The 15557-nt window shown below is 56.8% G+C and carries 13 protein-coding genes; 11 read left to right on the top strand and 2 right to left on the bottom strand.

Annotated features, from left to right (window positions below; genetic code table 11):
• Window positions 1-2: 2 nt before the first annotated feature.
• Both CWM53_RS20630 and lpdA read left to right on the top strand, forming a co-directional pair.
• Entirely contained in the window at window positions 3-1526 is a 1524-nt protein-coding gene (locus CWM53_RS20630) for a 2-oxo acid dehydrogenase subunit E2 (protein ID WP_100729425.1), read from the top strand.
• Window positions 1516-2913, top strand: coding sequence for a dihydrolipoyl dehydrogenase (gene lpdA, locus CWM53_RS20625; RefSeq protein WP_100729426.1), 1398 nt, complete (start codon window positions 1516-1518; stop codon window positions 2911-2913). The genes CWM53_RS20630 and lpdA overlap by 11 nt, the downstream gene beginning before the upstream one ends.
• 274 nt (window positions 2914-3187) lie before the next feature.
• On the opposite strand, the gene CWM53_RS20620 is transcribed toward lpdA, so the two are convergent.
• Together CWM53_RS20620 and CWM53_RS20615 are read right to left on the bottom strand one after the other, a co-directional pair.
• On the bottom strand, window positions 3188-3937 hold the full coding sequence (locus CWM53_RS20620; RefSeq protein WP_100729427.1) for an SAM-dependent methyltransferase: 750 nt from the start codon (window positions 3935-3937) through the stop codon (window positions 3188-3190).
• Between the two features lie 57 nt (window positions 3938-3994).
• On the bottom strand, window positions 3995-4252 hold the full coding sequence (locus CWM53_RS20615) for a YjhX family toxin (RefSeq protein ID WP_008805277.1): 258 nt from the start codon (window positions 4250-4252) through the stop codon (window positions 3995-3997).
• A gap of 461 nt (window positions 4253-4713) precedes the next feature.
• Here CWM53_RS20615 and glaH point away from each other — a divergent pair, with 461 nt between their 5' ends.
• The 9 genes from glaH to CWM53_RS20570 all read left to right on the top strand — a co-directional run bounded on the left by glaH (window position 4714) and on the right by CWM53_RS20570 (window position 15557).
• Complete coding sequence (gene glaH, locus CWM53_RS20610) at window positions 4714-5691, top strand: glutarate dioxygenase GlaH (RefSeq protein ID WP_100729441.1); 978 nt, start codon at window positions 4714-4716, stop codon at window positions 5689-5691.
• Between the two features lie 27 nt (window positions 5692-5718).
• The gene (gene lhgO / locus CWM53_RS20605; RefSeq protein WP_012542783.1) at window positions 5719-6987 is read left to right on the top strand and encodes an L-2-hydroxyglutarate oxidase; all 1269 of its coding nucleotides are present in this window, start codon (window positions 5719-5721) and stop codon (window positions 6985-6987) included.
• Between the two features lie 23 nt (window positions 6988-7010).
• On the top strand, window positions 7011-8459 hold the full coding sequence (gabD, locus tag CWM53_RS20600) for an NADP-dependent succinate-semialdehyde dehydrogenase (protein ID WP_002889845.1): 1449 nt from the start codon (window positions 7011-7013) through the stop codon (window positions 8457-8459).
• 12 nt (window positions 8460-8471) lie between these two features.
• Window positions 8472-9755 (top strand): 4-aminobutyrate--2-oxoglutarate transaminase, encoded by a 1284-nt coding sequence (gene gabT / locus CWM53_RS20595; protein WP_100729428.1) that lies wholly within the window; start codon window positions 8472-8474, stop codon window positions 9753-9755.
• Window positions 9756-9890: 135 nt separating this feature from the next.
• The gene (gene gabP, locus CWM53_RS20590; protein ID WP_100729429.1) at window positions 9891-11291 is read left to right on the top strand and encodes a GABA permease; all 1401 of its coding nucleotides are present in this window, start codon (window positions 9891-9893) and stop codon (window positions 11289-11291) included.
• A 45-nt stretch (window positions 11292-11336) separates the two neighbouring features.
• Window positions 11337-12023, top strand: coding sequence for a DNA-binding transcriptional regulator CsiR (gene csiR, locus CWM53_RS20585; RefSeq protein ID WP_100681386.1), 687 nt, complete (start codon window positions 11337-11339; stop codon window positions 12021-12023).
• Between the two features lie 303 nt (window positions 12024-12326).
• Complete coding sequence (locus tag CWM53_RS20580; RefSeq protein ID WP_100729430.1) at window positions 12327-13730, top strand: undecaprenyl-phosphate glucose phosphotransferase; 1404 nt, start codon at window positions 12327-12329, stop codon at window positions 13728-13730.
• On the top strand, window positions 13720-15006 hold the full coding sequence (locus CWM53_RS20575; RefSeq protein WP_100676227.1) for an outer membrane beta-barrel protein: 1287 nt from the start codon (window positions 13720-13722) through the stop codon (window positions 15004-15006). The genes CWM53_RS20580 and CWM53_RS20575 overlap by 11 nt, the downstream gene beginning before the upstream one ends.
• On the top strand, window positions 15003-15557 hold the full coding sequence (locus CWM53_RS20570) for a polysaccharide biosynthesis/export family protein (protein WP_162677961.1): 555 nt from the start codon (window positions 15003-15005) through the stop codon (window positions 15555-15557). Before CWM53_RS20575 ends, CWM53_RS20570 begins: the two co-directional genes overlap by 4 nt.

Genomic DNA, 15557 nt, shown 5'->3' with positions numbered 1-15557 from the left:
CTATGAGCGAAATCAAGACGCTTGAAATGCCAAAGTGGGGGCTTTCCATGGAGGAAGGCTTGCTCGCTCGATGGGCAATCCAGGAGGGTGACGATTTCACCAGAGGGCAGGAAATCTGTGAGATTGAAACCAGTAAAATCGTCAATGTGCTGGAGGCACCTTTTGCCGGTACATTACGCCGGATAATCGCCCGGGAGGGTGAGACGCTTCAGGTTGGCGCCGTGCTGGCTCTGGCGGCTGACGCTTCGGTCAGCGATGCTGAATTGGACGAATTCGCTGCCAGTCTGGCGACGGTGAAACCCGCAGTCCCTGCCGCGCCGGACGTAGCGGCACAGGCAGGCGCTAAGCCACCTTCCGTTGTTTCGCCGCCATCCAACAACCCCGTGGCCCCCATTGGGCAGACCGACATCCCCGTCAGTCTGCAAGGCGTGACCGATGTGACTCAGGTTAATGCTACGCCCCATGCGTTACGACTGTCCGCCCGCTGGGGTGTCGACCTGAAAAAGGTCCGCGGCAGCGGACGCGGGGATCGTATCTCTGTTTCTGATCTGGAAAGCGCGATCGTTGCCGCCGGCGGTCGCCTGGCCTCTCCGACGCCCCCCGTTCGTCCCAGCAAAGCGCCCCGCTCGCATGCCGATGATAGCCAGGTATCGGCCACCCCGCTGGCGCGCCGCTTGGCCGGCAAGCTGGGTATCAACTTGCATGACTGCCGAAGCAGCGGTTCACGCGGTCGGGTGAGTCGCGATGATGTGCTGGCTGCGGCGTTGTTGCTCGACGGGCACCCGCAGACCAGCCCTGTGCAGGAGAGTGCCCCGGCACCCTTTGAGAGCATCCCCATGTCCGGTATGCGGCGGGCTATCGCTTCTCGTCTGCAAACCTCCAAGCAACAGTCTCCCCATTTCCGTTTGAGTGTCGATCTCGATCTGGAACGACTGTTAGCGTTTCGTCAGGAAATTAACCGCGAAGTACCCGGCGTCAAGATTTCGGTTAACGACCTGCTGGTGAAGGCTTGTGCCCTGGCGCTGGTGGCCGTGCCAGACGTCAACATCCAGTTTGATGAAGCGACACAAAGTATCCGCCGCTTTGCAGATGCCGATATTTCGGTGGCTGTTGCGCTGCCTGACGGGCTAATTACCCCCATTGTTCGCTCGGCGAACCGGAAGTCGATCAGCGACATATCGGCCGAAATTCACGCCCTGGTGACCAGGGCCAAAGCGGGCACGCTGAAGCCGGAAGAGTTCCAGGGGGGAACCTTTAGCGTGTCAAACCTGGGTATGCTCGGTGTACGGCAGTTTGACGCCATCATCAATCCACCGCAAAGCGCAATCCTCGCCATTGGCACCGGCGAGATGCGGGCGGTAGTACGCGACGGGCAAATCGTCGCGCGCCACCAACTGACGGTATCGCTATCCTGCGATCACCGGGTCATTGATGGGGCGGCAGGTGCAGCTTTTCTCCAGGAACTCAAGCGACTGACTGAAACCCCTACCCTGATGTTTATCCAGGAGACGAGCTATGCACGATAATTACGATGTGCTGATCATCGGCGGGGGTCCTGGAGGGTATGTTGCCGCCATCCGTGCCGGCCAGCTAGGACTTCGTACCGCCTTAGTGGAAAAACAACATCTGGGCGGCATCTGCCTGAACTGGGGATGCATTCCAACCAAGGCGCTGTTGCATGGCGCTGAGGTCGCGCACAGTATCACCCATGCCAGTCAGTTGGGCATCAGCGTGGGTGAGGTGAATGTCGATCTGCAGAAACTGGTGCAGTTTAGCCGTGCCGTTTCGCAACAGCTCACCGGCGGGGTTGAGTATCTGTTGAAGAAAAATGGCGTGAGGGTGATTGATGGTACCGCGCGGCTGCGCGGTAAGGGACAAATAACGGTAGCGGATGCCCGGGGGGAAGCGCACGATTACCGGGCCGATCACGTGATCCTGGCCACGGGCGCCCGACCACGCGCATTACCAGGCATAGCGCCAGATGGGGAACATATCTGGACCTATTTCGAGGCACTACAGCCTAAGCGATTGCCCAGGTCGCTATTAATCATCGGTTCAGGCGCGATTGGCGTCGAGTTCGCCAGCCTTTATAACGATCTGGGCTGTAAAGTGACGCTGGTCGAGCTAGCGTCGCAGATTTTGCCAGTGGAGGATGCCGAAGTGTCAGCGGCGGTGCGTAAGTCATTCGAAAAGCGCGGGATTCAGGTCCATACCCAGACTCAGGTGACGCAAGTCCAGCTCACCGATACCGGGGTGCGCTGTACACTGAAAAATACGAGCGCCGAATCTTTCCTGGAAGTCGAACGTGTGCTGCTGGCGGTTGGCGTACAGCCGAATATTGAAGATCTGGGGCTGGAAGCACTGGGCGTCGAGTTAGACCGCGGTTTTATCAAGACGGACGCGGCTTGTCGCACTAACGTATTTGGGCTTTATGCCATCGGCGATGTAGCCGGCCCGCCGTGTCTGGCGCACAAGGCCAGCCACGAAGGCGTGATCTGCATTGAGACGCTGGCTGGTGTCGAAGGCACCCATCCGCTTGATCGCGACTATGTGCCCGGTTGCACTTATTCCCGGCCTCAGGTTGCCAGTCTGGGCCTGACGGAATCGACGGCCGTGGCTAGAGGACGGCCCGTCAGGATCGGTAAGTTCTCTTATCAGAGCAATGGTAAGGCGCTGGCCAGCGGCGAGACAGAGGGTTTTGTGAAGACCATTTTTGATGCTGAAACCGGCGAGTTGCTGGGCGCGCATATGGTTGGCGCACAGGTCACGGAACAGATCCAGGGATTTGGCATCGCCCGTCACCTGGAGGCCACCGATGAAAGTCTCCTGTCGATGATCTTTGCGCATCCGACACTTTCCGAAGCGATGCATGAATCCATACTCGCGGCCTGTGACCAACCGTTGCATCAATAAAAAATAAGGGAGGCGATAGCGTCGTGATACGGAGTAAGTTGCCCGTTATCCCTCCTGTTTTTTCCTTGAACGTTCGATAAGGTAACAGCCCGTCGTTAGGTAAGTATCCCGCATCATTGATCTCCAGCCACTGGCAGTCATCTCACTTTATTGAAAGTGAGCAAGACTAAAGCAAGACAAATGGCGCTACCGACAGTGAGGCGTGTAATCAGCTACGACGAACTGAAGGTCTGAAGGTGGTCGGTAGCGCCTTACGACGCTACCGACATGCCAGTTAACGCGCTATCAGAACAAACACGCCCCAGCCGAGATATTCCCGGGTCCAGGTGACATGGTGCAGCGGCGCGGTGGTCAACTGCTGGCGAACCTCCGGCGCGAAGTCATCGTGCGGATTGGCCTCCAGCCAGCGGCGCATCGTCAGCCATTTCGCCGCTTCATAACGATCCCAGCCCTCCTGGTCGGCCAGCACCATCTCCACCACGTCATAGCCCAGTTCACCAAAGTGGGCGACCAGCGCCGGCAGCGTCAGGAAGTCATCAGGCGACTGCGCGCCGCAGGCAACCGCCTCTTCCGCCTTGGCCGGACGTTTACGCCACCATGGCTCGCCGATCAGCAGCATGCCGCCGGGCCGCAGGCTCTGCTTCAGCAGTTCAAGCGTGCCGGCCACCCCGCCGCCGATCCACGTGGCCCCCACGCAGGCGGCAATATCGCACGGCTGGCTGGCGACATATCCGCTGGCATCCTGATGCACAAAGGTTACCCGGTCGCTTACCCCGAGCGCTTCTGCACGGGCGGTCGCCTTCTGGCTGAACAGCAGGCTCATGTCCACGCCGGTGCCGACGATCTGATGATCGCGCGCCCAGCTACAGAGCATCTCGCCGGAGCCGCTGCCGAGGTCGAGAATGGCGGTGCCCGGCGCCATCCGCAGCGCCCGTCCCAGGGTGGCGTACTTTTCCGGGGTAAAAGGGTTATGAATACGGTGTTCGCTTTCACTGATAGTAAAAATGCGAGGGATATCGATCATGGGTGTTTCTCCTTGAGAGCCATACGCCCGGGCAGCGACACTGCCCGGGTCGCTGTATCAGCGGTTGTCCGCCTGCGCGCGAACGTTATTCAAACCAGTGGTGTTGATCCGGTACGGCTGGCCGTTCACCGACTTAATCAGCTTTTTGGTTTTGAGCTTTTTGAAGACCGCGAGGGTGCAGTCGTTCAGCAACAGCCCTTCACGGGTGTAGCATTCGACGGCGGTAATGCGGCCGGAGGTATCGCGGACGTGCGCAATACGGCCACCTTTGGCGAGAACGTGTAAGGTACGTTGTTCCTGACGGGATAAATTCATACTGAAACCTGTTCATTATCATGTGCGAAAACATGCCTACACCCGCAGGTGTGTGCGTAAGGTTTAAGCGCAGCGATAATCAGTCCGGCCTGGGCAGGTCGGGAAACTGATTATCTGATAATGACATTCTCCAGCATCGAAGCCTCAGTGAGCATTGAAAGGTATTTACCGGCTGAATACTAACACCCTCATTTGGTAAGGACATTGTGCAGATTAAAAACTGTGACCGGTATTACGATTTACCCTCAGCCTTCCCCGCATTTTGCGCTTTCCGCCACCCGCTCTGTTCCTCAACGTTAACCACCACCTTATCTCCCTCCCGCATTGTTAAATAATTGTTGTCAGATCACAAAATAGAAACAAAAAGGCCATTTCGTACGCATTTTATAAAAATGTAGATATTTTTAATTTATGGCTACGAAATGAACATCACCCTGACCTTACAGCGAGGAACGATCCTGATGAACGCCCTGACCGCAGTAAAACCGACACCCGCATCATTAGCCCAGCAATACCCTGGCTTTTCCTTCGCCCCTTCCGCCCAGTCGCCGCGCTTGCTGGAACTCACCTTTTCCGCCGAAACAACCTCCCGGTTCCTGCAGCAGGTCGCGCAGTGGCCAGTGCAGGCGCTGGAGTACAAATCTTTCTTACGCTTCCAGGTCGGCAAGATCCTCGACGATCTGTGCGGCAACCAGCTGCAGCCGCTGCTGATCAAAACATTGCTCGATCGCGCGGAAGGCGCGCTGCTGATCAACGGCGAAGGCATCGATAACGTCAGCCAGGCCGAGGAGATGGTCAAGCTGGCCACCGCCGTCGCGCATCTGATTGGCCGTTCCAACTTCGACGCCATGAGCGGCCAGTATTACGCCCGCTTTGTGGTGAAAAATGTCGATAACTCAGACAGCTACCTGCGCCAGCCGCACCGCGTGATGGAGCTGCACAATGACGGTACCTATGTCGAAGAAATTACCGACTACGTGCTGATGATGAAGATCGACGAGCAGAACATGCAGGGCGGCAATTCCCTGCTGCTGCATCTCGACGACTGGGAGCATCTCGACGAATTTTTCCGCGACCCGCTGGCTCGCCGCCCAATGCGCTGGGCCGCGCCGCCGAGCAAAAACGTCAGCAAGGATGTTTTCCACCCGGTGTTCGACGTCGATTCGCTGGGCCGTCCGGTAATGCGCTATATCGACCAGTTCGTCCAGCCGAAAGATTTTGAAGAAGGCACCTGGCTGAGCCGCCTTTCCGACGCGCTGGAAACCAGCAAAAACATCCTTTCAATACCGGTGCCGGTGGGCAAATTCCTGCTGATTAACAACCTGTTCTGGCTGCACGGCCGCGACCGGTTTACGCCGCACCCGGACCTGCGCCGCGAACTGATGCGCCAGCGCGGCTACTTTGCGTATTCCACGAATCATTACCAGACTCATCAATAAGGGTTCTCAGGCGAAGGAATTGAGCGGATGTATGATTTCGTGATTATCGGCGGCGGCATCATCGGCATGTCGACCGCCATGCAGTTAATTGAGATTTACCCGGACGCCCGCATTGCGCTGCTGGAAAAAGAGACCGGTCCGGCCTGCCATCAGACTGGCCACAACAGCGGCGTGATCCACGCCGGGGTGTATTACACCCCCGGCAGCCTCAAGGCGCAGTTTTGCCTCGCCGGCAACCGCGCCACCAAAGCGTTTTGCGAGCAGAACGGCATCCGCTATGACGTCTGCGGCAAAATGCTGGTCGCCACCTCGCCGCTGGAGATGGAGCGGATGCGCGCCCTGTGGGATCGCACCGCCGCCAACGGCCTGCAGCGCGAGTGGCTAAGCGCCGGGGAGCTACGCGAGCGCGAACCGAACATTACCGGGCTCGGCGGGATCTTCGTCCCTTCCAGCGGCATCGTCAGCTACCGCGACGTGGCGGCGGCAATGGCGAAGATCTTCGAATCAAAAGGCGGAACGATCGTCTACGACGCCGAAGTCAGCGCCCTGAAAGAACATGCCAGCGGCGTGGTGATCCGCACCCGCCAGGGCGCCGAATATGAGGCCTCCACGCTGATCGCCTGTTCGGGCTTGATGGCCGATCGGCTGGTAAAAATGCTCGGCGTCGATCCCGGCTTTATCATCTGTCCGTTCCGCGGCGAGTATTTCCAGCTGGCGCCGCAGCACAACCAGATCGTCAACCATCTGATCTATCCGATCCCCGATCCGGCGATGCCGTTTCTCGGCGTCCACCTGACCCGCATGATCGACGGCAGCGTCACCGTCGGCCCCAACGCCGTGCTGGCCCTGAAGCGCGAAGGCTACCGCAAGCGCGATATCTCGCTGGCCGACACCCTGGAGATCCTCACCTCGCCCGGCATCCGCCGGGTACTGCAAAACAACCTGCGCGCCGGACTGGGCGAAATGAAGAATTCGCTGTGCAGAAGCGGTTATCTGCGGCTGGTGCAAAAATACTGCCCGAGCCTGACGCTGAGCGATTTACGCCCGTGGCCCGCCGGCGTGCGGGCGCAGGCGGTATCGCCGCAGGGTAAACTGATCGACGATTTTCTCTTCGTCACCACCGCGCGTTCGATACATACCTGCAATGCGCCATCGCCGGCGGCCACCTCCGCTATCCCGATCGGCGCGCACATCGTCAGCAAGGTGCAGACCCTGCTGGAAAGCCAGAGCAACCCCGGACGCACGCTGCGTGCGGCACGTAGCGTGGAGACACTACACGCCGCTTTTACCCGTTAACCCCCTTAAGACAGGAAGCGATTATGCAACTCAACGATATGACACTGTTTCGCCAGCAGGCGCTGATCGATGGTCAGTGGCGCGATGCGCCCAACGGCGATGTGATTGCGGTGACCAACCCGGCCAACGGCGAGCAGCTCGGCAGTGTGCCGAAAATGGGCGCCGACGAAACCCGCGAAGCAATTGAAGCCGCCAATCGCGCCCTTCCCGCCTGGCGTGCCCTGACCGCCAAAGAGCGGGCGAATATTCTGCGCCGCTGGTTCGATCTTATGATGGAGAATCAGGACGATCTCGCCCGCCTGATGACCCTCGAGCAGGGAAAACCGCTGGCGGAAGCCAAAGGCGAAATCAGCTACGCCGCCTCCTTTATTGAGTGGTTCGCCGAAGAAGGTAAGCGCATTTACGGCGATACCATTCCCGGCCATCAGGCCGACAAGCGCCTGCTGGTGATTAAGCAGCCCATCGGCGTTACCGCCGCCATCACCCCGTGGAACTTCCCGGCGGCGATGATCACCCGCAAAGCGGGCCCGGCGCTGGCCGCCGGCTGCACCATGGTCCTGAAACCGGCCAGCCAGACGCCGTTTTCAGCGCTGGCGCTGGCCGAACTGGCCAATCGCGCCGGGATCCCCGCCGGGGTGTTCAACGTGGTCACCGGTTCCGCCGGGGCCGTCGGCGGCGAACTGACCAGCAACCCGCTGGTGCGCAAGCTCTCCTTTACCGGCTCGACCGAGATTGGCCGCCAGCTGATGGAGCAGTGCGCGAAAGACATCAAAAAAGTCTCCCTGGAGCTGGGCGGCAACGCGCCGTTTATCGTCTTTGATGATGCCGACCTTGATAAAGCCGTCGAAGGGGCGCTGGCGTCGAAGTTCCGCAACGCCGGGCAGACCTGCGTCTGCGCCAACCGACTGTACGTCCAGGACGGGGTGTATGACCGTTTCGCTGAAAAACTGCAGCAGGCGGTGGAAAAACTGCGCATCGGCGATGGCCTGCAGGATGGCGTCACCACCGGCCCGCTGATCGACGAGAAAGCCGTCGCCAAAGTTGAAGAACATATTGCCGACGCCATCGCCAAAGGCGCGAAAGTCGTCACCGGCGGCAAACCGCACGCCCTGGGCGGCAACTTCTTCCAGCCGACCATCCTGGTCAACGTTCCCGACAGCGCCAAAGTGGCGAAAGAGGAGACCTTCGGCCCGCTGGCGCCGCTGTTCCGCTTTAAGGATGAAGCCGACGTCATTGCCCAGGCCAACGATACCGAGTTCGGCCTCGCCGCCTATTTCTACGCCCGCGATCTGAGCCGCGTCTTTCGCGTCGGCGAAGCGCTGGAGTACGGCATCATCGGCATCAACACCGGCATTATCTCCACCGAAGTCGCGCCGTTCGGCGGCGTCAAGGCCTCCGGCCTTGGCCGCGAAGGGTCGAAGTACGGCATCGAAGATTATTTAGAAATCAAATATATGTGTATTGGCCTTTAACAGGAGCGATGGATGAACAGCAATAAAGCAATGATGGCGCGTCGCAGCGATGCGGTGCCGCGCGGCGTCGGCCAGATCCACCCTATCTTCGCCGAACGCGCGGAGAACTGCCGGGTATGGGACGTCGAAGGCCGGGAATATCTCGATTTTGCCGGCGGTATCGCGGTGCTCAATACCGGCCATCTGCACCCGCAGATTGTCGCCGCCGTCGAAGACCAGTTGAAAAAGCTGTCGCATACCTGCTTTCAGGTACTGGCCTACGAGCCTTACCTGGCGCTGTGCGAAAAGATGAACCAGAAGGTGCCCGGTGATTTCGCCAAGAAAACCCTGCTGGTCACCACCGGGTCGGAAGCGGTGGAGAACGCGGTGAAAATCGCCCGCGCGGCAACCGGGCGCAGCGGTGCCATCGCCTTCACCGGCGCCTATCACGGCCGTACTCATTACACCCTGTCGCTAACCGGGAAAGTGAACCCGTACTCCGCCGGTATGGGGTTAATGCCGGGCCACGTCTATCGCGCCCTCTACCCGTGCGCGCTGCACGGCGTCAGCGATGACGAGGCGATCGCCAGCATCCATCGCATCTTCAAAAATGACGCCGCGCCGGAAGATATCGCCGCCATCATTATTGAGCCGGTGCAGGGTGAAGGCGGATTCTATGCCGCCTCCCCGGCCTTTATGCAGCGCCTGCGCGCCCTGTGCGACGAACACGGCATCATGCTGATCGCCGATGAGGTCCAGAGCGGCGCGGGCCGTACTGGCACGCTGTTCGCCATGGAGCAGATGGGCGTGGCGGCAGATATCACCACCTTCGCCAAATCCATCGCCGGCGGTTTCCCGCTGGCGGGCGTCACCGGGCGGGCGGAGGTGATGGATGCCATCGCCCCCGGCGGACTCGGCGGCACCTACGCAGGCAACCCCATCGCCTGCGCCGCCGCCCTGGCGGTATTGCAGATTTTCGAGCAGGAGAACCTGCTGGAAAAAGCCAACCAGCTCGGCGACACCCTGCGCCAGGGCCTGCTGGCGATTGCGGAAGATCATCCGGAGATCGGCGACGTTCGCGGCCTCGGGGCGATGATCGCTATTGAGCTGTTTGAAGAGGGCGACCACAGCAAACCCAACGCCAGGCTGACGGCGGATATCGTTGCCCGCGCCCGCGACAAAGGCCTGATCCTGCTCTCCTGCGGGCCGTACTACAACGTGCTGCGCATCCTGGTGCCGCTGACCATCGAAGAGGCGCAGATCGAGCAGGGGCTGAAGATCATCGCCGACTGCTTTACCGAGGCGAAACAGGCATAGAACAGAACACATGCGGAAGCGAAGTACGTTCGTAAAGGAATGAAGACGAGACCTGCAAAACAACAATAATACGCGTGCCCCGGCGCGGGAATGTCGGGGCGCTCTCCCAGGTGACACACTTCGAGAGGGTAAATGATGGGGCAACTGTCGCAATCACAGGATTTAGGGGCGGGACTGAAGTCGCGCCACGTCACGATGTTATCTATCGCCGGGGTGATCGGCGCGAGTTTATTTGTCGGTTCCAGCGTCGCCATTGCCGAAGCGGGCCCGGCTGTGCTGCTGGCCTATCTGTTTGCCGGGCTGCTGGTGGTGATGATTATGCGTATGCTGGCCGAAATGGCCGTCGCCACCCCGGATACGGGCTCCTTTTCCACCTACGCCGACAAAGCCATCGGCCGCTGGGCGGGGTATACCATCGGCTGGCTGTACTGGTGGTTCTGGGTACTGGTTATTCCGCTGGAAGCCAATATCGCGGCGATTATTCTGCATTCGTGGGTGCCGGGCGTCCCGGTGTGGTTGTTCTCCCTGGTCATCACTCTCGCCCTCACCGGCAGTAACCTGCTGAGCGTCAAGAACTACGGTGAATTCGAGTTCTGGCTGGCACTGTGCAAAGTGATCGCTATTCTGGCGTTTATTGTACTGGGCGCGGTCGCCATTACCGGTTTTTATCCCTATGCCGAGGTCAGCGGCATTTCGCGGCTGTGGGACCACGGCGGCTTTATGCCCAACGGCTTCGGCGCGGTACTCAGCGCGATGCTGATCACCATGTTCTCGTTTATGGGCGCGGAGATCGTCACCATTGCCGCCGCCGAATCGGATACCCCGGATAAACACATCGTCCGCGCCACCAACTCGGTGATCTGGCGTATCTCTATTTTTTATCTGTGCTCGATCTTTATCGTCGTCGCCCTCATCCCATGGAATATGCCGGGGCTGAAGAGCATCGGTTCCTACCGCTCGGTGCTCGAGCTGCTGCATATTCCCTACGCGAAGCTGATTATGGACGGCGTGATCCTCCTGTCAGTCACCAGTTGCCTGAACTCGGCACTGTACACTGCCTCGCGGATGCTCTACTCCCTGAGCCGCCGCGGCGATGCGCCGGCCATCATGGGCCGAACCAACCGCAGTAAAACCCCGTACGTGGCGGTGCTGCTCTCCACCGGCGCAGCCTTCTTAACCGTGGTGGTGAACTACTACGCCCCCGCCAAGGTGTTTAAATTCCTCATCGACAGCTCCGGCGCTATCGCCCTGCTGGTTTATCTGGTGATCGCCATTTCTCAGCTGCGGATGCGCAAAATCCTGCTGGCGCAAGGGGGGGAAATTCGTCTTAAGATGTGGCTCTATCCGTACCTGACCTGGCTGGTGATCGCCTTTATCACCTTCGTGCTGGTGGTGATGCTGTTCCGTCCGGCGCAGCAGCTGGAGGTGATCTCTACTGGCCTGTTAGCACTGGGAATTATTTGTACGGTACCAATTATGTCGCGCTGGAAAAAGCTGGTATTGTGGCAAAAACTGCCGCTGCAAAATACGCGTTAACCCTGTTCCCGGCGCCTGCCGGGAAGAGTATTCAGGAGTAAGAACATGACCGCCATTCCCCAGGCGACGGCCATTGACGGGTACCGTTGGTTGAAAAACGACATCATCCGCGGGGTCTACCAACCCGATGAGAAGCTGCGGATGAGCCTGTTGACGTCGCGCTATGAGCTCGGCGTCGGGCCGCTGCGCGAGGCGCTCTCGCAGCTGGTGGCGGAAAGGCTGGTGACGGTGGTCAATCAGAAAGGCTATCGGGTGGCTCCCATGTCCGAACAGGAGCTTCTCGATATCTTCGATGCGCGCGCCAACATGGAAGCCATGCTGGTGCGCCTCGCCATCGAACGCGGCGGCGACGAGTGGGAAGCCGAGCTGCTGGCCCGCGCCCATCTGCTCAACAAGCTGGAGTCCTGCGACGCCAGCGAGCGCTTACTCGATGAATGGGACCAGCGCCATCAGGCGTTTCACACCGCCATCGTTGCCGGCTGCGGCTCCCAGTATCTGCTGCAAATGCGCGAACGGTTGTTCGACCTCGCGGCGCGCTACCGCTTCATCTGGCTGCGCACCACCGTGCTGTCGGTGGAGATGCTGGAAGACAAGCATGTTCAACACCAGACCCTGCTGGACGCCATTCTGGCGCGCGATGCCGAGCAGGCCAGCGCATTGATGCGCGAGCACTTACTGACCCCTATCCCGATTATTCAACAGGCGATGGCCGGCAAGCTGTCGTCATCCTGAGTCAGGCGGCTGTATTTTATAATCCGGCTGCGGCCTGCCAAGGCGTGTCTTTCTCCCCTAACTTTCCCGGCACGCTCAAACGCTGAATTAAGTATCATGAATCGCGCAAAACATCGCAATATTCATGGTTATTTTATTCATTGATAAATCTATATATTTTTTAACTGTCAAGTCGACATCTTATAACCTATCATCTATAGTTATAGATAGTTTATTCAAAATCACGTTAATAAATAATTTTTCCTTTCCCCTCTACTGAATGATAAGAAAACATTATTTAATTGACGATAAAATGAGCGAAAAATGACAGATAGCAAAATTAAAATTTATAGCACCCGCTATAGTAACATAATGAAATTGCTTGATTTTTTCTCTGTAAACATCTTTATCTATGTCTACCTTATCGTTCTTGATCTTGTCCCCACCCCTTCGTCTATATTACTTGGGATTATTTATTCATTAATATTTATACGTACCAATGAGTATTTTCAGCTCTATTCGGGGCAAATGAAAGGAAGATACTTATCCACTTTCGCTAAACTGCTTATTAGTGCCGGCGTGGGGGGGGTGTTATCTTTTCTGTTGATTGTCATCGCTGAACAGCTGGCCAGCCGCCCCCTCTCGCTTCATCACCTGGCATTAGCCAAAACGATCGCCCTGTGCTCCGTTGCCGTTTTCATCAGTATGTTTCTGATCCGTGTCGTAACCAGTCGCTATTTCTTTAAGAGCAAACGCAGAGTCGCCATTCTGGGGATAACGCCTGCGGGGCTGGCGATCCTTCAGGAACTGCATAAAGAATTCTCAGCTGAGGGTATCGATATTCGTTTCTTCGAAGACCGCACCGTGCAACGCGACAGCCGCCTTATCAATATCGAGAAGTCGGGTAACTCAAGAGATCTACTGGCGCTGGCGAAGAAAGGCGAGGTAGATGAAGTGTATATTGCACTACCGATGGTTGCCCAACAGCGTATTCGCCAGTTCCTGAACGAATTTTCCGATACCACAGTGGATGTCTTTCTGGTACCCGATCTCTTCTCGTATAGCGCACATATTTCCCAGTTACGCATGTTTGGCAACATCCAAACCATCAGTATTTTCACCTCGCCGTTTGAAGGGGAAGGCGCGGTACTCAAACGTATTGAAGACATCATTCTTGGCCTCTTTTTTACCTTACTCAGCCTGCCGGCGATGCTGATTGTGGCCATAGGGATTAAACTCACCTCGCCTGGTCCCGTGTTGTTTAAACAAAACCGCTACGGTCTGAACGGTAAACAGATACAAGTGTGGAAATTTCGAACCATGAGCGTGATGGAGAACAGCGCCGTGGTCACGCAAGCCACGCGTAACGATCCACGAATCACCAAATTCGGCGCTTTTTTGCGTAAAACCTCACTGGATGAATTGCCACAATTTATTAATGTCCTGCAGGGACGAATGTCTATTGTCGGCCCACGTCCGCACGCTGTCGCACATAATGAGCAATATCGCGTACTCGTCGAAAACTACATGATTCGTCATAAGGTGAAGCCTGGTATCACCGGGCTGGCGCAAATCAATGGTTTTCGCGGCGAAACGGATACGCTTGATAAGATGGAAAAACGTATCCAGTTTGATCTGCAATATATTCAGTCGTGGTCACTGTTACTGGATTTAAAAATTATTTTTCTGACTTTCTTCCGTGGTTTTGTGGGCAAAAATGCGTTCTAAAGGGATGGCTCTGACGGTGCTGCTTTATATCCCCTGGGTCCATGCTGACCTGCAGGGGAAACCGCATACCGGTATTGCCGGCATCGATTTCGAGAGCCAACTGGGTTATGACATTGGTTACAACGACAACGTGACCTGGCAGCGGTATGACCAGAATAAAATCGGCTCCAGCTACCAGAACATTAAACCGATCGTCAAAGCCATCGGTGAACGCTATGAAGACCGCTACCTGCTGATGTACTCCGGCGATTATCGCAACTATGCCAACGATAGCGCGGACAATCGTAATAATCATTTTTTCATGTTCAATGGTAAATGGCGCTTCGGCAGCATGCACGGGCTCTCGCTGGACCTTGATGAGACGCTGGGTCACGAAGAACGCGGTCAGGACACGACCGAAGGTTTTTTACCTGAGCAGTTTAAAGAGTTTGGTATTAATAAACCTATCGGCACCCGTTTTTTCAACAGCGAGCTACGCTACAGCTATGGTGCCCCGGAGGGACGCGGTAAAGTTGAAGTCGCGTTGCTGCATAAGCAGTTGCGCTTTCGCGACCTCGACAGCATTAAAGCCGCCAGCGATGACTTTGACTACTACATGCACGACCAGGAGTGGAATGAAAACAGCCTGGTGGCCGAGCTGTTCGATCAGAAAGCCAAAACGCTGCGCTACCGCTATAGCTTTATCACCAACCAGCGCCGTTACGAGCTGAATCCGCTAAAAGACAGCAATGAGTATTATCTGCTGTTTGGGATGAAAAACCGATTGTCGGGCAAAACCGAGATTAATGGTAACGTTGCCTGGCTGTACAAAGACTTTATCCATAACCCGAACTCACAGGGTTTCAACGGTCTGAACTGGGATATCACCGCCGACTGGAAACCGCTGGAGCAGATGAAGTTTAACTTACACAGTTCCCAGCGCATCAAAGATCCTACCGACTCCGGCGGCTATATCCTGGTTTCTAATGTTGGCGTTGGCTATGAGCATCACTGGCTGGTGGATCGATTCTCAACCCTGGTCGATTATTCATATATCACTGAAGACTATAAGCATCAGAGCAATAAGCGCAAAGACCAGAGCAATCTACTGTCACTGACGCTTAACTACGATTTCCGACCATCGATTAACTTTAAGCTGAAGCTGCAATGGAACACTATGCACTCGAATAAAGACACGGACACATTTTATATTGGCCCGGACTACTCGCATGCGGTTGACCGCACCCTGGGCTACGACGATTCGGCCATTATTTTTATGACGCAGGTACAGATATGATCCTTTTCAACAGAAAACTGGCGATGCTTTCGCTGTTGGCGTTGTTGCTGGCGGGTTGTTCCACTCCGCCGCAGACGATCAAAACGCCGCCGGACGCGGTTTATCTTCTGGACCAGGGCGATGAAGTGAATATTGCCGTCTCCGGGGAACAGGATCTCACTATGCGGGTAAAAATCGATAACAGTGGCAGCATTGATTATCCCTACATCGGTTCGCTGTTGTTGAAGGGCAAAACCCCCGAACAAGTGAGTAATGAAATCGCCGATAAGCTGCGCGGTAACTACCTGCAGGCACCGATGGTCACGGTGAGCATTGCCGAATACCGCAAAGTTTACCTGCTCGGCGAAGTGAAAAAACCGGATGGATATGCCTGGGAGCCGGGATTAACGGCGGAAAAAGCCATCGCCCTGGCTGGCGGTTTCACCGACCGCGCCGACCGTCGTGATATTCAAATTCGACAGGCCCGCGGCGGTAGGCTGCTGGAAAATGTCGCCGCCGACTCCTCCGTGCAGGCTGGAGATACCATCATTATTGGCATGAGTTTCTTCTGA

It is taken from the genome of Klebsiella sp. A-Nf5 (genome assembly GCF_002810545.1).
Lineage (GTDB): Bacteria > Pseudomonadota > Gammaproteobacteria > Enterobacterales > Enterobacteriaceae > Klebsiella > Klebsiella variicola.
The sequence above is the reverse complement of the archived record's forward strand: the minus strand, read 5'-3'. Positions and strand labels throughout refer to the sequence as shown.